The 18,154-nt window shown below is 57.2% G+C and carries 14 protein-coding genes and 1 pseudogene; 4 read left to right on the forward strand and 11 right to left on the reverse strand.

From position 1 onward, the window contains the following. Positions 1-295 precede the first annotated feature (295 nt). The 5 genes and pseudogenes from V8Z78_RS21560 to glyQ all read right to left on the reverse strand — a co-directional run bounded on the left by V8Z78_RS21560 (position 296) and on the right by glyQ (position 7,022). Entirely contained in the window at positions 296-1,369 is a 1,074-nt protein-coding gene (locus tag V8Z78_RS21560) for a glycosyltransferase family 4 protein (protein WP_349732096.1), read from the reverse strand. Further along, positions 1,344-2,579: an oligosaccharide flippase family protein gene (locus V8Z78_RS21565; RefSeq protein WP_349732097.1), complete on the reverse strand. Its 1,236-nt coding sequence runs from the start codon at positions 2,577-2,579 to the stop codon at positions 1,344-1,346. Before V8Z78_RS21565 ends, V8Z78_RS21560 begins: the two co-directional genes overlap by 26 nt. A 19-nt stretch (positions 2,580-2,598) precedes the next feature. Next, positions 2,599-3,719: pseudogene (gene wecB, locus V8Z78_RS21570) on the reverse strand (non-hydrolyzing UDP-N-acetylglucosamine 2-epimerase). 162 nt (positions 3,720-3,881) lie between these two features. After that, entirely contained in the window at positions 3,882-5,996 is a 2,115-nt protein-coding gene (gene glyS / locus V8Z78_RS21575) for a glycine--tRNA ligase subunit beta (RefSeq protein ID WP_349732098.1), read from the reverse strand. A gap of 87 nt (positions 5,997-6,083) precedes the next feature. Then, the gene (gene glyQ / locus V8Z78_RS21580) at positions 6,084-7,022 is read right to left on the reverse strand and encodes a glycine--tRNA ligase subunit alpha (RefSeq protein ID WP_003068041.1); all 939 of its coding nucleotides are present in this window, start codon (positions 7,020-7,022) and stop codon (positions 6,084-6,086) included. A 390-nt stretch (positions 7,023-7,412) separates the two neighbouring features. Between glyQ and V8Z78_RS21585 the strand changes: the two genes are divergently transcribed. From V8Z78_RS21585 to V8Z78_RS21595, 3 genes are all read left to right on the forward strand, one after another. Continuing rightward, on the forward strand, positions 7,413-8,522 hold the full coding sequence (locus V8Z78_RS21585) for an SPFH and helix-turn-helix domain-containing protein (protein WP_003068040.1): 1,110 nt from the start codon (positions 7,413-7,415) through the stop codon (positions 8,520-8,522). A 29-nt stretch (positions 8,523-8,551) separates the two neighbouring features. After that, positions 8,552-8,935: a bleomycin resistance protein gene (locus V8Z78_RS21590; protein ID WP_054073841.1), complete on the forward strand. Its 384-nt coding sequence runs from the start codon at positions 8,552-8,554 to the stop codon at positions 8,933-8,935. A gap of 88 nt (positions 8,936-9,023) precedes the next feature. Continuing rightward, the gene (locus V8Z78_RS21595; RefSeq protein ID WP_349732103.1) at positions 9,024-10,118 is read left to right on the forward strand and encodes a TFIIB-type zinc ribbon-containing protein; all 1,095 of its coding nucleotides are present in this window, start codon (positions 9,024-9,026) and stop codon (positions 10,116-10,118) included. A 106-nt stretch (positions 10,119-10,224) separates the two neighbouring features. On the opposite strand, the gene V8Z78_RS21600 is transcribed toward V8Z78_RS21595, so the two are convergent. From V8Z78_RS21600 to V8Z78_RS21615, 4 genes are all read right to left on the reverse strand, one after another. Next, positions 10,225-11,340: a TIGR03364 family FAD-dependent oxidoreductase gene (locus V8Z78_RS21600; RefSeq protein WP_057093621.1), complete on the reverse strand. Its 1,116-nt coding sequence runs from the start codon at positions 11,338-11,340 to the stop codon at positions 10,225-10,227. A 97-nt stretch (positions 11,341-11,437) separates the two neighbouring features. After that, positions 11,438-13,198 carry a putative 2-aminoethylphosphonate ABC transporter permease subunit gene (locus tag V8Z78_RS21605; protein WP_349732099.1) on the reverse strand — a complete coding sequence of 587 codons (1,761 nt, stop codon included), beginning with the start codon at positions 13,196-13,198 and terminating at the stop codon, positions 11,438-11,440. A 2-nt stretch (positions 13,199-13,200) separates the two neighbouring features. Next, entirely contained in the window at positions 13,201-14,277 is a 1,077-nt protein-coding gene (locus tag V8Z78_RS21610; RefSeq protein WP_012839914.1) for an ABC transporter ATP-binding protein, read from the reverse strand. A gap of 196 nt (positions 14,278-14,473) precedes the next feature. Then, positions 14,474-15,523 (reverse strand): putative 2-aminoethylphosphonate ABC transporter substrate-binding protein, encoded by a 1,050-nt coding sequence (locus V8Z78_RS21615; RefSeq protein ID WP_349732100.1) that lies wholly within the window; start codon positions 15,521-15,523, stop codon positions 14,474-14,476. Positions 15,524-15,869: 346 nt separating this feature from the next. On the opposite strand from V8Z78_RS21615, the gene V8Z78_RS21620 reads away from it, so the two are divergent. After that, positions 15,870-16,736, forward strand: a complete 867-nt coding sequence (locus V8Z78_RS21620; protein WP_179626905.1) for a LysR substrate-binding domain-containing protein — start codon at positions 15,870-15,872, stop codon at positions 16,734-16,736. Here V8Z78_RS21620 and rfbC read toward each other — a convergent pair. Both rfbC and rfbA read right to left on the reverse strand, forming a co-directional pair. Then, on the reverse strand, positions 16,733-17,284 hold the full coding sequence (gene rfbC / locus V8Z78_RS21625) for a dTDP-4-dehydrorhamnose 3,5-epimerase (RefSeq protein WP_039050062.1): 552 nt from the start codon (positions 17,282-17,284) through the stop codon (positions 16,733-16,735). The genes V8Z78_RS21620 and rfbC overlap by 4 nt on opposite strands. Then, the coding region (gene rfbA / locus V8Z78_RS21630; RefSeq protein ID WP_349732101.1) for a glucose-1-phosphate thymidylyltransferase RfbA at positions 17,281-18,154 on the reverse strand (874 nt) is incomplete at its 5' end. The genes rfbC and rfbA, both read right to left, overlap by 4 nt.

Here is an 18,154-nt window from a genome sequence, read left to right on the forward strand (position 1 = left end):
ACAAGAACCCCTATAAGCGAAAGAACAAAATTACCAACTTGAGAAAAATCTTCCCTCCAATAAAAATAAGTCAGAGAAAAATTTGAGAACAACAAAAATACTATAGTAATTGAAAAAAATAATGACCTCAAATTAATCTTAAGGTCAACAAAGAATAGTTTATATAATAAGAAAAATAATAAGAATGGGATAGCTAAAAGAGCAAATCCATTTGATGAAAATCCCGTACTCAGCATGAAAAAGGCTGAACACAGCAATCCATAGATCATGAATAATTCAAATCTATAAATCATATTTATTTTAGAATAATTTCATCCATCTCAAATAGATATCGACTCAAAGAAAATCTCTTTGAAGTTTCTATTGATTTCAAAGATAGATCCTTCCATATTTGGGGTGACTCGATGTAGTGGCTAATCATTTTTGCCAAACCCAGATAATCTTCTGAGGCGACAAGAAATCCGCCTCCTGTGGAAAGAACCTCTTTTGGCCCTGTTTGACAGTCGAACGCAACCACAGGCAAGCCTGCCGACATTGCCTCAATCATGACCAAGCAAAAGCCTTCATATCTCGATGACAATACAAACAAGCTTGCTTCAGTGAATTTTAAGAATACATTGCTTGTAGATGGCTCCATATAAACACTCTGCTCAAGGCCAGACTGAGCTATCAACTCCTGAAGCTTATTTTTCTCACGTCCGTCACCCACTATTTTCAACGTCCAGTCAGGATGTTTGGCATTGACAATAGCCCATGCCTTGATTAGCAAGTCAAAGCCCTTTTGCGCATCAAGTCGCCCCATGGCAAGCACCGTCTTGCTATCCAAGCATGAAAAAACAGGCCGTTTTGGTGGAATGACGGGATTATAAATACACGAAGCTTGACCTATTGCTTTATATTTTGGCAAATCCTCCTGAGTCAATGAAATAATATGCTTTGCGCGACGATAAGCAATCCCTCTCAAGAAATAAGTAAGTGGAGCAGCATTTTCAAATTTATTATGATCACATACTATAATTTTTTCTCGAAATTTTTCAGAAGCAGATATTATTGTTAATGTTGCAACACCTGCCCCATTGCAAAGCACAACGTCTGGTTGGAATTGATTAATTATCTTTCGCACCCATACCATATAACTAAGAAACGAGAAAATCTTCACTATCTTATTTCTCGGGCCTCTCTTATGCATACCGCAACTGAGCACATCCACAGATTTTTCCAATGGGTAAGGATGATCTTCACTCAGCTTAAATCTGACTGCAATCTTTACAGGATTAAGGGCTGAATAATGATTTGCCAAAAGTGCTACGATTTTTTCCACCCCACCTCGCTCATTAAAGGCATCACATATTATTAGTATTTTCTTCACGCCTTACTCCAATAAAGAAATGAATTAATGCAAACATCGCTGCTACGAAATAACCAATCATTAGACCAATAATAGGATTATATTTAAAACTATAGTAGTTGCATACCAATGTATAGAATAATGCGAACACAGCTGCCAAAAACCACTTAACTGTAAAATCAAATGATTTTCTGGCTTTTATCATCTTCATTGAGAAAATAGCATCAGAAAAAACCAAAGAAGAAATACCCACCATCCATATCAGGTAGTCGGCCGATTTTTCGTAAGAGGATCCAAAAAAGCTTTTTATGAAGATAGGTCCGAGCACATAAGCGAAAAAAGTTGCAAGTATCGCAATCAACAATCCTAGTACAGCCATTCTTAATATCATCTTATTGGCCTCTACCTCCGGCTTGCTATATACTAAACGCCCACTGATAGACTGAATGATCAAATTTACGACACCATACCAATTACCAGCAATTTGGGCAGCAGCAGAATACAGTCCCAATTCGACTTTCATATTAAAATAATCTAATGCCAGCCTATCCATGTTTTGGAAGAAGATCATGAAGAATATACCAAGACCAAATAGCAATCCATTGCTGAAAATTTGCTTTATTAGGAAATTTTTTGGCATTGCAGCTAATTGCAACCCCTTCATCCTATACATGAGCATTAATCCAAAAGCAATTAGCATTGCTTCGCACAGATAGGCTATGCCAAAATTTTCCAGGCTGAGGTTAAAGAATATAAGCAAGAAGATTATTGCCATTTTCAAAAAAACGGCAACAATTTTCAAAAGGGAAAGCCATTTCTGCTGACTCCAAAATTGGAAATATATTGCAAAAACATTTGCTGGCTCTACTAATATAACGATAAAAGCCAGAGTAACATATAGAAATATATTATCACTCTGGGTCTTAAAAATAAATATAATACAAAAAACAAAAGCCATTGCCTGGAATAGCAATCTAGCTAAAAATGCCTCGGAGAAAATATTTTTATATTTTTTCTGATCTTCCCCATAAATTGGCAGAATTAATTCCGCCCCACAAACCAAAGCCGCGGATGAGAAAACAGCCACCGTACTCAAAGCAGCCTGTAAAGCACCGAAATTTTCAACACCTAAATGACGTGCCAGTATTGAATTTAACAGAAGGGCGATTAAAATTTGCCCTCCGCGCTCTATCACCAACCACTTAATAGATTGAAGAACAATGCCAGACACCTATAATCTCCACATCCAACTACAATGTCTTCATAAATATCTCTACTATCCGGTCAGCAGCCATGCCATCACCATAGGGATTATGTTGAAAACTCATTTTTTTATATTCCAAAGAGTCTCCAATCAATAACTTGGTTTGCTTCATTATTGCATCGTAGTCCGTTCCCACCATACGCACAGTACCCGCTGCTACAGCCTCCGGTCTTTCAGTAGTGTCTCTCATCACTAAAACCGGCTTACCCAGCGATGGAGCTTCTTCTTGAATGCCCCCTGAATCGGTTAAAATCAAATAACTCTTCTTCATCAAGTAAATAAATGGCAGATAATCCTGAGGATTAATGAGATGAAGATTATTTAAGTTTTTAAGAACCCGATTTACAGGTTCCTGAACACTTGGATTCATATGTACCGGGTATACAATTTGCAAATCTGGATCCCTAGACAAATCCCTTAATGCCTTGCATATTCTCTCGAAGCCACCGCCGAAATTCTCGCGACGATGACCAGTCACAAGAATCATTTTTTTTTGATCTATCGAGATAAGGAAAATCATTCTCTAATTTTTTTTGCAGCCCCTCATCTTCATCAATTTTTTTTAGAAACCAGCAAGAGTGCATCAATAACGGAATTACCTGTGACAAATATATTTTCTTCAGGTATGTTTTCTCGTACTAAATTCTCTTTAGATTCTTTCGTTGGAGCCAGATGCAGGGTTGCCAGTCTCGCAGTCAATTGTCGATTCCCTTCCTCGGGCCAAGGCGAATATATGTCTGATGTTCTAAGACCTGCCTCCACATGAGCTATTTTTATTTTTTTATAGTAACACGCTAGACTGGCGACAAAAGATGTACTTGTATCGCCATGAACAAGAACCCAATCTGGATTATCTCTATTTAAAACCTCTTCCATCCCTTTTAAAACATTGACGGTAATGTCCGTCAAGGTCTGTCCAGGACGCATTAGATTTAAATCATACTTTGGATTTATTTCAAACAGATTCAGAACTTGATCCAGCATCTGTCTATGTTGCGCCGTTACGCAAACATTCACCTCAAATTCAGATCTTTCTTTAAAAGCTTTAATAATGGGAGCCATTTTTATGGCTTCAGGGCGTGTTCCAAATACAATTAATATTTTCATTCTTCATTGACCATAAGATTAATAATTAACGAATATCAATGCTTTTGCGAAGATTAAGATAGAACTCGCTCATAAAAAGCCTGATGAACCCGCATTCCATAAAACAGAAAGGAGATGCCATCTTGCCGGCATCCCCTTGCTAATAAAGCAAAAAAGCTACGTTCAAACAACCAGTCTTGCCAAATCCGCCACCCGATTCATGGCCTCATGGAGCAAAGCCAGTAAGCCCAGTCGGTTTGCCTTGAGAGCCGGATCTTCGGCATTGACCATGACCTGTTCGAAGAACGCATCGACCGAAGCACGCAATGCTGCCAGGGTTTGCAGGCTGGCGGTGTAATCACCTGCTGCAAACTGTTGCTGGGCTTTGGGCGCCACCTGCTGCAGCACTGCATACAGTTCCTTTTCAGCCTGCTCCACCAACAGCGCTTCGTTCACCTGGGGCTGAACGTCGGTTTCGGCCTTCTTCAGAATATTGCCCACACGCTTGTTGGCCGCAGCCAGAGCCGGAGCTTCGGGCAGGGTCGCAAAGGCGCGCACGGCTTCCAGGCGCTTTTGCACGTCGGACAGGCGCTGGGGTTGCAGGGCCAGCACGGCTTCCACTTCCTGGGCGCTGTAGCCTTGTTCGCGGAACATATTGGCCAGGCGGTCGTAGATGAATTCGACCAGCTGGGGCGTGGCGTCCTGGATCTTGTCACCGAAGGCAGGCAAGGTGCTGACCAGCAGGGTTTCCAGATCCAGCTCCAGATCCTTTTCGACCAGCATGCGGATCACGCCCAGTGCATGGCGGCGCAGGGCGAAGGGATCGCGGTCGCCGGTGGGCAGGTTGCCGATACCGAACATGCCGACCAGAGTTTCTAGCTTGTCGGCCAGGGCCACGATCACGCCCACATCGCCGCGCGGCAGTTCGTCGCCGGCAAAGCGGGGCTTGTAGTGGTCTTCGATGGCATCTGCCACGGCCACATCCAGGCCGTCGTTCTGGGCGTAGTAGCGGCCCATGATGCCCTGCAGCTCGGGGAACTCGCCCACCATGTCGGTGACCAGATCGGTCTTGGCCAGCATTGCGGCCTGGTCGGCCAGACGGCCCAGTTCGGAGTTGCCCAACTGCTGGGCAATGCTCTTGGCGATGGCGCGCACGCGGGCGATGCGCTCGCCCTGCGTGCCCAGCTTGTTGTGATAGACCACCTTGTCCAGTTGCTCAACGCGGCTGGCCAGGGTCTTTTTGCGGTCCTGGTCGAAGAAGAACTTGGCGTCGGCCAGACGCGGGCGCACCACACGTTCGTTGCCGCCAACCACGGCCGAAGCGTCCTGGGGCTGGATGTTGCTGACGATCAGGAACTGATGGGTCAGCTTGCCATTGGCGTCCAGCAGCGGGAAGTACTTCTGATTGGCCTTCATGGTCAGAATCAGGCATTCCTGGGGCACGGCCAGGAATTCCTTCTCGAATTCGCAGACCAGCACATTGGGGCGCTCGACCAGGGCCGTCACCTCGTCCAGCAGGGCAGGGTCGTCGATGGGGCGCACGTCGCCGCCAATGCGTTCGGCAGCCGCCTGCAGCTGGCGGGCGATATCGGCCCGGCGCTCGGTGAAGCTGGCGATCACGGCGCCCTCTTCACGCAGTTGCTCTGCATAGCTGTCGGCGTTCTGGATAACCACGGGGTCCACAGCGGCTTCAAAGCGGTGACCATGCGTGGCAGCGCCGGCGGTCAGGCCCAGGGCCTTCACGCCGATCAGCACCTGGGTGCCATGCATCACGACCAGGCCGTGGGCCGGGCGCACAAAGTGCACGCTGGTCCAGCCGTCCTGCAACTGGTAGCGCATGACCTTGGGGATGGGCAACTTGGCCAGGGCTTCGTCCAGCGCCTTTTGCACGCCATCGGTCAGCAGCACGCCCTTGGCCGTGGATTCGTAGAACAGGGCTTCGGCCTTGCCTTCGCCCTGGCGCTTCAGAGCGGCCACTGCGGATTCGTCGGCCCCCAGGGCCGCCAGTTTCTTGAGCAGTGCCGCCGTGGGCTTGCCCTCGGCATCCAGCGCCACGGAGACAGGCATCAGCTTTTGCGAGACTGCCTTGTCTTCGGCCTGGGGCAGCACTTCGGTGATGTGCGCGGCCAGACGGCGGGGAGAGGCGTAGGCGGTCAGGCGCGACTCGCTCGATGCCAGCAGTCCCTGGGCCTTGAGCTGCTCGAAGATGACAGCTGCAAAAGCATCGCCGAGCTTTTGCAGCGCCTTGGGAGGCAGCTCTTCGACAAACAGTTCAACCAGTAGATTCGATGCGTTCATGATGATTTTGATAGCAGCCAGCGCTTTCTAGATCAAGGCTGGCCGCTGAAATTTTGGAATATGGGTCGGTGGTAGCGTGAAAGCGGCTTAAGCAGCCTTCTTCGCTGCCTGCTCTGCGGCCTTGGCCAGCTCGGCCAACACCTCGTCGGCATGGGCCTTGGGCGCCATGGGGAAGCCCAGGCGCGCGCGGCTGTCCAGATAGCTCTTGCCCACGGCGCGGGCCAGGTTGCGGATACGGCCGATATAGGCAGCGCGCTCGGTCACCGAGATGGCGCCACGGGCGTCCAGCAGATTGAAGGTGTGGGCGGCTTTGAGCACCTGCTCATAGGCGGGCAGCGCCAGCTGGGCGTCGATCAGCTGATTGGCCGTGCCTTCGTGGGCCGCAAAGGCGCTGAACAGGAACTCGGCATTCGAATGCTCGAAGTTGTAGGTGGACTGCTCCACCTCGTTCTGGTGGAACACGTCGCCATAGGACAGGCCGTCGGTATAGACCAGGTCGTACACCGATTCCTTGCCCTGCAGATACATGGCCAGACGTTCCAGGCCGTAGGTGATCTCGCCCGTGGCGGGCTTGCAGTCGATGCCGGCGACCTGCTGGAAATAGGTGAACTGGGTCACTTCCATGCCGTTGAGCCAGACTTCCCAGCCCAGGCCCCAGGCGCCCAGCGTGGGGTTTTCCCAGTCGTCCTCGACAAAGCGGATGTCGTTCTTCTTCAGATCGAAGCCCAGGGCTTCGAGCGAGCCCAGGTAGAGCTCCAGAATATTGTCGGGAGCGGGCTTGAGCACCACCTGGAACTGGTAGTAGTGCTGCAGGCGGTTGGGGTTCTCGCCATAGCGGCCGTCCTTGGGACGACGGCTGGGCTGCACATAGGCAGCCTTCCAGGGCTCGGGACCGATGGCGCGCAGAAAGGTCGCGGTGTGCGAGGTACCGGCGCCGACTTCCATGTCATAGGGCTGGAGCAATGCACAGCCCTGTTCGGCCCAGTAGGACTGCAGTTTCAGAATGATTTGTTGGAAGGTCAGCATGACTTGTATACGTTCGCGCGCCTGCAATCACTGGCGATTGCGGGCGGCATCTTCATTAAGAGGTGTTCTGGGCGGTATCGACCGCATAAGCGGTAGATTCTAAGTCTGTGCCACTGATCACGGACGTAGTCTGTCTGTGCGGCCCCACAGCAGGCATTTTCACGAAGGGGCTCCAGCCGGTGATTTCAAAATGTGAAAAGTAAAACGCTAGCACTTACCGCCCATGAATAGACAGATGCAGCATCAATAAACCATGAAACTATTGAATAGAAAGCGCAGTGCGCTCACTTTTTAACAATTTCCGCGCAACTGCCATGCATCCCGGAACCGGCTGCCGCGGTTTGCCTCCTAGAATGATTCCTTTCCCGTCATCCTCTTTCGGAGCACGTCATGGATTTCATGAAAATCATCACCAAGCAACTGATCGAAATCATCGAATGGACCGATGATTCGCGCGACACGCTGTCGTATCGCTGGCCCGATGAAGACAAGGAAATCAAGAACGGCGCCCAGCTCATCGTGCGTGAGTCGCAGCAGGTGCAGTTCGTCTCCGAAGGCCAGTTCGCAGACCTGTTCAACCCGGGCCGCCACCTGCTGACCACGCAGAACATCCCGGTTCTGTCCACGCTGCGCGGCTGGAAGTACGGCTTCAACTCTCCCTTCAAGTGCGATGTCTACTACATCAACACGCGCTTGTTCACGGGCAACAAATGGGGCACCTCCAACCCCATCATGATGCGCGACAAGGACTTTGGCGTGATCCGTCTGCGCGCCTTCGGTACCTATGACTTCCGCATCACCAACGCCGCCCTGTTCCTCAAGGAAGTGGCGGGCACGGACCAGAACTTCCGCATCGACGAGTTTGCCGACACCATGCGCTCGCGCATCGTCAGCATCTTCTCCGAAGCCCTGGCCAAGGCCCAGGTGCCGGCACTCGATGTAGCCCAGCGCTACAGCGAGCTGGGCGACGCGCTGCTGCAGCTCATCAACCCGGCCGTCAGCGAAAAATACGGCCTGGAAATCACCAGCTTCCTGCTGGAGAACGTTTCCGTGCCGCCCGAGGTGGAGCAGGCCATCGACAAGCGCTCCAGCATGGGCGCCATCGGCAACCTCAACGACTATGTGAAGTACCAGATGGGCCAGGCCATGGCCAACGGCGGCGAAGGCGCTGCCGCAGCCACCATTCCGGCCACCATGGCCATGGGCTTCGGCATGGCCCAGGAAATGATGAAGGGCATGCAGGGCGGCGGTGCTGCAGGCGCCCCGGCCGCAGCTGTGGCAGACCCCTTCTCGCCGGCCGCAGCCCAAGCCGCACAGACGCCTGCCGCCCCGGCCGCCGCCGGTCTGCAGGTGCTGACCCCCGCCCAGGCGGCCCAGGTGCTGGGCGTGGCCGAGGCCGATGTGCTGGCCGAAATCCAGGCCGGCAACCTCAAGGCCCGCCAGATCGGCAGCCAGTGGCGCATCGCCCAGGCTGCGCTGGACGAGTTCCTGCGCGGCTGATCCCCAATCCATGGCCTCAGGTGCACGTCATGAATGAACACAAACCGGTTTTCATCAGCACCACTCCGGTGCTGGCATCGCTGGACATGGCGCGCACCGTGGCTTTCTACGCCCGCGTGCTGGGCGCCAGAACCGTCCACGCCCAGCCCGGCGAGTACGCCATCGTCTCGCTGGGCGGGCTGGAGCTGCACTTCTGGGCCTGCCAGGACCCGGAGATTCCCAGGCAGACCAGCTGCCGCATCCAGGTAGCGGGAATTGCCGCCCTTCATGCGCAGTGCCTGGCCGAGAATGCGGTTCACCCCAATGGCGGTCTGCGCCAGCAGCCCTGGGGGACCCAGGAATTCAGTCTTCTCGACGAGGATGGCAACTGCGTGACCTTCTACGAAACCCATCCCGCCGCTGTTGCCGCCTGAACCCGTTTTTGCCGTGGCCACACCCGCTTCCTCCTCCAGCTCTTCCCGATCTGCATTCACCCCAGTCTCCGAGACGGCTCCCCCTTCCATGGTGGGCAGGCATGTCTGCCCCGAATGCGGCGGCAATCTGGAGTGGAATGCCAAGGCACAGTCGCTCAGATGTCCTTACTGCGGCACCGTCGTTCCCTGGAGCGAGCAGACGCAGCCCGAGCTGGGACGCGCCGTGGTGGAGCAGGATCTGGCCGATGCCTTGCGCAACCCGGCCAGCGGTCGCGGCTGGGGCTCGGACGAGCGCTACGAGGTGCAATGCCAGAACTGCCGCGCCATCTCGGTGTTTCTCGGCAAGAACGTGGCCCAGCGCTGCGACTTCTGCGGCTCGCCGGCCATCGTCGCCCATGAGGAGCGCAGCGACGCCATCACGCCGCAGAGCATTCTGCCGTTCAAGATCAGCGACGGACAGATTCGCGACAAGATCCGCCAGTGGTATGGCAGCCGCTGGTTTGCGCCCAGCAAGCTCAAGAGCGCCGCGCTGACGGACACGCTGCACGGCGTCTATCTGCCCTACTGGACCTTTGACGCCCATGCCAGCGCCCAGTGGTGGGCAGAGGCCGGCTATTACTACTACACCACCGAGTCCTATCGCGACGGCAACGGCAATCTGCAGACCCGCCAGGTCCAGCATGTGCGCTGGGAGCCGGCATCGGGCAGCTTGCAGCATTTCTTCGACGATGAACTGGTGCCGGGCACCGTGGGCGTGCATGCCCATCTGCTGCGCCAGGTGGAGCCCTTCCCGACCACCACCGACCTCAAGCCCTACAGCCCGGAGTTCGTGCGCGGCTGGACGGTGGAGCGCTACCAGGTGGACCTCTCCAAGGCCGCCAGGATCAACGAGGAAGACATGGACAGTCAGCTGCGCAGCATGTGCTCGCGCGAGGTGCCGGGAGACACTCAGCGCAATCTGCAGGTCCAGCGCCAATACTCGGGCCGCAGCTTCAAGCACACGCTGGTGCCGGTCTGGCTGGTCGGCTACACCTATGGCAGCAAGACCTACCAGATCGTGGCCAATGGCTATACCGGCCAGATTGCGGGCGAGCGGCCTTACAGCTGGGTCAAGATCCTGTTTGCCGTACTGGCCGCCATCCTGCTCGTCATGCTGATTGCGCCACTGTTTGTGCAGCAGTGATGCTCATTCTCTGATAGCTATTTGCGCTTTATAAATCAGGATTCTGAATTCATTTTCTTGAAATTCGAGAACCTACAAGCGTCAGAAGCTATTCAATCCGTAGCAGCTACCAGGCCCTCCACACCTCTTCGGCCAGGCCAAACGCCGTGCTTGCGCCCGAGCCGCTGGTCACTGCCACCACGCGTGTCGCTGCATCTGGCGCTTTGACAAAACAAGGGGCTTCGGCACTGGAGGGATAGATGCCCGTCCAGCGCTCCACGACCTGGGCCTTGTCGATATGCAGCGCTTCGTGCATATGGCGCAGCATGAGCTGGTCGACGGCTTCGCTGGCAAACGGCTGGGGCGCGCTGCCGTAGTGGTGCGAATCGCCGACCACCAGCGAACCGTCGGCGCTTTGCACGGCAATCAGGTGGATGCCGTGCTTCAGGCTTTCGGCCTCCTCGTGCTCCAGCTCGGCGCGCAATACTGCGGCTTCGGGCAGCGCGCTATAGCCTTCGTAGCGCACCAGGCTCAGATCCCCCATGACCGATCCTTCGAGCTTGAAGCCCGCTTGCGGCTTGACGCGCAGCATCTGCAACTGGCACAGCTGCACTTGGTTTTCAGTCCATTCGCTGGCGAACAGCCCGCCTGGATCGGCGTTGTTGCAGACCACCACACGTTCGGCGTGATAGCGGCCACGCGAGGTGGTGACGCGCGGCGTTGCCACCTCCGTCACGCTTTCGCCAAAGCGGAAATCCACTCCCAGATCCTGCTGCAGCCACAGGGCCAGTTGCGGGATGGCGGTGCGCGACTCCACGCGCAGCTCATGCGGGCTGTAGAGCACGGATTGCAGCCCTTCGCTACGCAGCGCCGGATGGCGTGCCGCGGCCTGGGCTGGCGTCAGCATCTCGCAGCCCTCGCCCATCTCGGTTTGCATGAATGCGTCAAGCACCGCTGCCGCAGCAGGGCGGCGCGCCGTCAGCCACAGGCCGGCATGCAGGACATCGATACCGGCCTTGGGTGCAATCTCTGCCCAGACATCGCGTGAGCGCATGGCGCGCCGCCAATGGGCGCCAGCGCGCTGGCCCGTGATGGTGACAAAACCGAAGTTGCGAATCGAGGCGCCCAGGCAGGCGCCGTCGCGCTCTATCACCAGCACGGAGCGGCCGCGCGTGGCAGCGGTATAGGCATGGGCCAGGCCGACAATGCCGGCACCGACGACGATCAGATCGTAATTTTTCATAGCGTTACAGAAAAAGCAGACAAGCCAAGTCCTTGCCGCAGCGCCAAGGCGATGCAGCAAGAGACTTTCGGAGAATCAAGTGATGTGGAGAAAGTCCTCAGCGCTGGCGCCAGTGCTGGGTACGCCGCTGCAACCAGGCATCCAGCAGCGCAATCAGCAGGCGACCGGCGGCTGCAGTCGCAAAGATCAGCGTGGCCATGGCGGCGGCGGGAGCGATATCGCCCGCGTCATCCATGGCCAGCACGGCCACCGAGGCCAATGTGGTTTCGGGCGAGTACAAGAAGACCACCGCCGACACCGTGGTCATGGCATTCACGAAGAAGTAGCCCGCCACCTGCATCACCGCAGGCAGGCACACGGGCAGGTGCACGCACCACAGCAGCGTCCAGAACGGCAGGCCCATGGAATCGGCCACGCGTTCGTATTCGGCATCCAGTTGCTGCAAGGCTGTGAGCTGGGTGATGTGCGCCACCGAGAAAAAATGCGCGACCGTGCACAGCACCAGAATGCCCATGGACCCGTACAGAAAGTGCAGCGGATTGCCGCCCGCATTGAAGAACAGGATATAGCCCAGACCCAGCGCCAGCCCGGGCACCGCCATGGGCAGCGTGGCCACCGCGTGCAGCCACTGGCGCGCGCGGCCCCAGCCCGTGGGCTTGGCCACCAGATACGCGCTCAGAAAACTCAGCAGCGCGCCTGTCGCCGCCGTGGCCACGGCCATGGTCAGCGAGTTGGCGTAACTGGCCCAGCCGCCACCATCCATCAGGTCGAACTGGTAGTTCCTGAAGGTCAGCGTCAGGTTATAGGGCCAGAAGCTGACCAGGGATGCCAGCACGGCCACGCCCATCACCGCCAGCAGCGCCAAAGCCATCAGGCTGCAATACACCAGCAGCGCACGGTCGAGCGGCACACAGGGCTGCGGCACCAGAGGCACGGCCCGCACGCTCATGGCAGCGGCCTGCCGGGCACGCAAATGGCGCTCGGCCGCAAAGGCCAGGCCCGCAGGCACCAGCAGCAGCATGGCCACCACGGCACCCATGGACAGGTTCTGCTGGCCAATCACCTGCTTGTAGATATCGGTGGCCAGCATCTGCGTGTTGCCGCCAATCACCTTGGGCACGCCAAAGTCGGTGACCACCAGCACGAAGACCACAATCCAGGCAATCATCAGCCCATAGCGGCTGGCTGGCAGCGTGACCTGGCAGAAGCTGCGCCAGCGCCCCGCGCCCAGCGTGGCGGCGGCCTCATACAGGCGCGCATCGCCCGAGGCCAGCGTGGTGCACAGAATCATCAGCGCATGCGGAAACGTCCACAGCACCGAGCCAAGAATGATGCCAAACGGCCCATAGGCCGAGCCGCCCAGCAGCCAGCTCTTGAGCAGACCCTGGGCGCCAAACAGATAGATCAGGCTGATGGCCATGAGCAGCGACGGCGCCAGCAGCGGCACCAGGGCGATGGCGCGAAAGAACCTGGCCAGCGGCATGCAGCTGCGCATCACGCCGTAGGCATAGCCATAGGCCAGGGCCACACACAAGGTGCTGCTGATGGCCGACAGCCACAGGCTGTTGAACAGCGACTGAGCTACGCCCGGCGTTTGCGCATAGGCGAGGTACTGGGCCAGGCCCGAGAACTTGCCATCGGCCGACACAAAGCTGCGGCCCAGCAGCGCCCCCACGGGCAGTGCAATGGCCACCAGCAGCGCGCCCAGCAGGCCCAGCACCGACAGGCCCAGCCACAGCTTTTCCCAATCGAAAAAGCGCGTTTGCCGTGGTGCCGCAGGGCCGGTGCCTTGCTGCCGACGTGATTCCACTGCAGGCGCATAGCTCCCCACGGGCAGCGCAGAAGAAGAGGCATCCATGCTTATGCCGCCTTTCGCAAAATCTCTGGCGCTGCCAGCGACTGCAGCGCGGCAGCCGGCAACTCCAGCAACACCTCGCCCTGCAGCCAGTCGGGCAGACGCGCGTCATGGCGCAGCGGCCATTGCACATCGATCTGGCATTGCAGCGTGGGGCTGAACACGCGCACCAGGACCAGCGAACCCAGGAACGAGGTCTCGACCACCCGCGCGCGAAACAGATTGGGCAGTGCTGCGGGCTGGGCCGGGTGCAGCACCACGCTTTCGGGCCTCACGCCCACCAGCAAGGCATCACCGACCTCAAAACCGGCAGTGCTGCATTCAAGCCGCCCCTCGCCCACGCGCACCGCGTCGCCCGACTCGGCCACGGCGGGCAGCAAATTCATGCGGCCCACAAAACCGGCCGCAAAGTGGCTAACCGGCTTGGCGTAGAGCTGCTCGGGCGAGCCCTGCTGCTCGATACGGCCCTGGTGCATCAGCACCACGCGGTCGGCCATGGAGAGCGCTTCTTCCTGGTCGTGCGTGACCATCACGCAGGCAATGCCCAGCTGGCGCTGCAACTGGCGGATTTCGCTGCGCAGCTCGGTGCGCACCTGGGCATCGAGCGCGGACAGCGGCTCGTCCAGCAACAGCAGGCGCGGGCGCGGCGCCAGTGCGCGGGCCAGCGCAATGCGCTGCTGCTGGCCGCCCGACAATTGCGCCGGATAGCGCTGCGCCTGCGCACCCAGACCTACCAGAGCCAGCATCTCCTGCACCCGGGCCTGCACTTGCGCCGCAGGCTGGCCCCTGAGACCAAACGCCACATTCTGGGCCGCCGTCAGGTTAGGAAACAATGCGTAGCTCTGGAACACCACGCCAAAGCCCCGGCGTGCGGCGGGCCAGCGCGTGATGTCCTCGCCCTGAAACAGAATGCGGCCCGCGTCGGCCTGCTCGATGCCGCACAGAATGCGCAGCAGCGTGGTCTTGCCGCAGCCCGAAGGGCCCAGCAGGCTGACGAACTCGCCGCCCTCCACCAACAGGCCAATGTCGCGCAGCACCGGGGTGTCTTTGTACTGCTTGGCGATATGTTCTATGCGCAGCATCTGCAATCACTTTCAACGTGCAAAAACGGACGGCCTGCTATCTCCACCAGAGCGCATACCGGTCGATACCGGCGCGCCCCAACCCAGAGACACCGCGCAAGGGCCGCCCCGCCGCGCTGGTGTCGTCCCCCTCCGGCGCGCAGCGCCAGAGAGGGGGAAGGCGCGGCGCCGCCAAGGCGAAGCGCCTCAGGGGGTGTTACTTCTTCTCCGCCTTGGCTTCGTACCGACGCGACCATTCGGCCAAGATACGATCGCGGTTAGCCGCTGCCCAGTTGAAGTCGTTCCTGGCCAGGCGCTTTTCCAGATCGGCCGGAATGAACTCGTGCTTTTCCTGGGCCTCGGGAAGGGCCAGCACGGCAAAGTTGGCGGCGTAGAGCTTGTTGGCGCCAGGCGTCACCGCCCAGTCGGCCAGGGCCTTGGCGGCCTCCTGCTTTTTGCTGGTCTTCAGAATGGCCGTGGCTTCCACATCCCAGCCCAGGCCTTCCCTGGGAAAGACGATGTCTATGGGCGCGCCATCCTTCTTGGTCTTGTTGGCCCGGTATTCAAAGCTCAGGCCCACGGGGAACTCGCCCGCGCCGGCCTGGCGGCAGGGCTTGGAGCCGCTGTGCGTGTAGATGCCGATGTTCTGGTGCAGCGCATCCATATAGGCCCAGCCCTTGTCCTCGCCCATCATCTGCAGCCAGGCGGCCACCATCAGATAGCCCGTGCCGCTGGACGCCGGGTGGGGCATGGTGATCGTGCCCTTGAACTCGGGCCTGGTCAGGTCGGCCCAGCTGGCAGGCGTGGGCAGCTTGCGCTTTCCGCCTTCCACGGTGTTGAAACAGACGGCGGACGACCACAGATCCATGCCCACCCAGGTCGGCGTGGCTGCCGGATCGCGCATGGTGGAGCGCACCCTGGCCAGGTTTCTGGGCGCATAGGGCTGCAGCATGCCTTGCTTGTCCAGCAGCATCAGCGAAGTGGCGGCCACGCCCCAGATCACATCGGCCTGGGGATTGGCCTTTTCGGCCAGCAGACGGGCGGTGATGATGCCCGTGCTGTCGCGCACGAACTTCAGCTCGATCTCGGGATGGGCTTTTTCAAAAGCCGCTTTGTAGGCCTTGATCTGATCGGCCTCCAGGGCCGAATACACCAGCAGATCGGTCCTGGCGTGGGCCGCGGATGCCAGGCCCAGCAAGGCCGTGGCAACCGTGGAAAAGGCGATCAAGGTGAAGCGGCGAGTGGCGGGTGCAAAAGCGTGGCGCATGGATAACAGTCCCTTGGATTGATCGTTGCCGCCCGACCAACGCGGCCGTTTGCGACATGAGGGAACTGTAGAAATTCACTGTGAAACGCCTGTGTCACAGAACTGAAATCTGGCAAAGGCGTCATCAGCAAACTTTGTAGTCATCGCACTGCGCCAGCGTCTGCCATCGAAATGCTATTGATTCGAAAGCAACTTACGCCTTATCTGCCTCATATTTCTTTATAAAACCACCTAGAAGACATTGTTTATATGCGCAAGAAGCTATTGAAATCAAAGCTGCTCATCCGCATTACCGGCTGCTGCGTTCATGTTGAAATCCGGGCACCGCTTTCTTGAAGACCTTGTCATGTTTGCCACACAGCTCAAATCCTTTTTCTGGGTTGCCCGCCTCGGCAGCATCACCCAGGCCGCGCGCCAACTGGGGCTGAGCCAGCCCACGGTCACGGCGCAGATCAAGGCCTTGGAGGAGCAATATGAGGTCGAACTGTTCACGCGCCAGAGCGGAAGGCTGGCCATCACCGATGCGGGCCTGAAGCTGCTGCCGGAAATAGAGAAGCTGCTGCTGCAGTCGGCCCAGATCGAATCGGCGCTGCGCCAGTCGGGCCATGTCAACCAGGGTCAGCTGCGCATAGGTGCAACCGCCCCCTACTATGTTCTGGACATCGTCAAACGCTATCAGCAGCAATATGCGCTGGTGGAAGTGAGCATCGTCAACGGCAATTCGCGCCAGATGATTCAGGCGCTGGCCGAGTACCAGGTGGATCTGGCAACCTCTTCGCACCTGGACACCGATCCGCGCCTGCTGCGCCTTGAACTGGGGCGCGACCCGTTGGCCCTGGTCGTGCACCGGCAGCATGCGCTGGCCAGGCAGAAGTCCGTCGCCATCGCGGATCTGGCAAAGAACACGCTGATCCTGCGCGAGCGCGGCTCCATGACCCGGCAGCTGACCGAGCAGATGCTGGAAGCCACTCAGGTCAGCCCGCAACGCGTGCTGGAAATTGCCAGCCGCGAGTCCATACGTGAAGCCGTGATCCGCCAGATGGGCATCAGCATTTTTGCGCGGCACGAAGCATCGGCCCACCCTGAACTCGTCGTTCTCGACCTGCAAGGCGAGGTTCCCTGTCTTCCCGAATACCTGTACTGCCTGCGCGAACGGCGCGATGCGCAGCTGATTCAGCCGTTTCTGCAGATGGCCGAATCAGACCAGACTTAATCGAACAGTTCGGCCTGCTTGAATGCAGGCTGATGCTGATCTTTTTCGGACAAGGAAAAGTCGATATCGAGCTGTGGCCAGGCAATAGCTATGTCGGGGTCATTCCAGAGCAGGCCCCGATCCGACTCCGGTGCGTAATAGGCTGTGGCCTTGTATACAAGGTCCGCCGTATCGCTGAGCACCACAAAGCCATGGGCAAAGCCCGGCGGAATCCAGAGCTGATGGTGATTCTCGGCACTCAGCTCCGCTCCCACCCATTGGCCAAAGCTGGGCGAGCTGCGGCGAATATCCACGGCCACATCAAACACCGCACCGGAGATCACACGTACCAGCTTGCCCTGGGCATGGGGCGGCAGCTGGTAGTGCAGCCCACGCAGCACGCCCTTGCTGCTGCGACTGTGGTTGTCTTGAATGAACTCGTGGTTCGTGCCCGTGGCCTGGTTGAAGATATCCTGGCGAAAGCTTTCCACGAAAAGCCCTCGCCCATCCCGATGAATCGTGGGTTTGAACAGCTTGATCTCGGGGATCGCAGTCGGAACGACCTTCATCGCACTCCAGCCTCCAGACATTGCATCAGATACCGTCCGTAGCCGTTCTTGAGCAACGGCCTTGCCAGTTCGGCGAGCTGAGCGGCGTCAATCCAGCCGGCACGAAATGCGATTTCTTCCGGGCACGCCACCTTCAACCCCTGACGCTGCTCGAGGGTGGCAATGAATTGACCTGCCTCCAGCAGACTGTCATGGGTGCCAGTGTCGAGCCAGGCATAGCCTCGCCCCATCAGCTTCACATTGAGCTGACCTCTTTCCAGATAAATACGATTAATGTCTGTGATTTCCAACTCGCCTCTGCCAGAGGGCTTGAGAGTCTTTGCAATCTCGACCACTTGCGAATCGTAGAAATACAGCCCCGTCACTGCGTAATTGGATTTTGGCTCGACCGGCTTTTCCTCTATCGAGAGCACCTGCCCTTGCTGGTCAAACTCCACCACCCCGTAGCGGCTGGGCTCCTGCACATGATAGGCAAACACCGTCGCTCCACCCTGGGTCTGATTGGCAACTTTGACCAAGGTCTGCAGATCATGGCCGTGGAAAATATTGTCTCCAAGCACCAGCGCGCAAGAGTTCCCTCCCAGAAAAGACTCGGCAATCAAAAAAGCCTGGGCCAAACCATCAGGGCTGGGCTGCACCTCATACTGAAGGCTCAGGCCCCACTGGCTGCCATCGCCCAGCAGTTGCTGGAAGCGGGGCGTGTCCTGCGGGGTGCTGATGATCAGAATGTCCCGGATGCCCGCCAGCATCAGCGTGCTCAACGGGTAGTAGATCATGGGCTTGTCGTAGATCGGCAGCAGCTGTTTGCTGATGGCCAGGGTGGCGGGGTGCAGACGGGTGCCGGAGCCGCCAGCCAGAATGATGCCTTTG

It is taken from the genome of Comamonas sp. wu1-DMT, from assembly GCF_040187805.1.
GTDB lineage: Bacteria > Pseudomonadota > Gammaproteobacteria > Burkholderiales > Burkholderiaceae_C > Comamonas > Comamonas thiooxydans.

Excerpts from the sequence above, each read along its gene's own strand:
- V8Z78_RS21615 (WP_349732100.1), bottom strand. The coding sequence starts at position 15,523 with ATGCGCCACGCTTTTGCACCCGCCACTCGCCGCTTCACCTTGATCGCC.
- V8Z78_RS21600 (WP_057093621.1), bottom strand. The coding sequence starts at position 11,340 with ATGAAAAATTACGATCTGATCGTCGTCGGTGCCGGCATTGTCGGCCTG.
- glyS (WP_349732098.1), bottom strand. The coding sequence starts at position 5,996 with ATGAACGCATCGAATCTACTGGTTGAACTGTTTGTCGAAGAGCTGCCT.
- V8Z78_RS21620 (WP_179626905.1), top strand. The coding sequence starts at position 15,870 with ATGTTTGCCACACAGCTCAAATCCTTTTTCTGGGTTGCCCGCCTCGGC.
- V8Z78_RS21605 (WP_349732099.1), bottom strand. The coding sequence starts at position 13,198 with ATGGATGCCTCTTCTTCTGCGCTGCCCGTGGGGAGCTATGCGCCTGCA.
- glyQ (WP_003068041.1), bottom strand. The coding sequence starts at position 7,022 with ATGCTGACCTTCCAACAAATCATTCTGAAACTGCAGTCCTACTGGGCC.
- V8Z78_RS21585 (WP_003068040.1), top strand. The coding sequence starts at position 7,413 with ATGGATTTCATGAAAATCATCACCAAGCAACTGATCGAAATCATCGAA.
- V8Z78_RS21590 (WP_054073841.1), top strand. The coding sequence starts at position 8,552 with ATGAATGAACACAAACCGGTTTTCATCAGCACCACTCCGGTGCTGGCA.
- V8Z78_RS21610 (WP_012839914.1), bottom strand. The coding sequence starts at position 14,277 with ATGCTGCGCATAGAACATATCGCCAAGCAGTACAAAGACACCCCGGTG.
- V8Z78_RS21595 (WP_349732103.1), top strand. The coding sequence starts at position 9,024 with ATGGTGGGCAGGCATGTCTGCCCCGAATGCGGCGGCAATCTGGAGTGG.
- rfbC (WP_039050062.1), bottom strand. The coding sequence starts at position 17,284 with ATGAAGGTCGTTCCGACTGCGATCCCCGAGATCAAGCTGTTCAAACCC.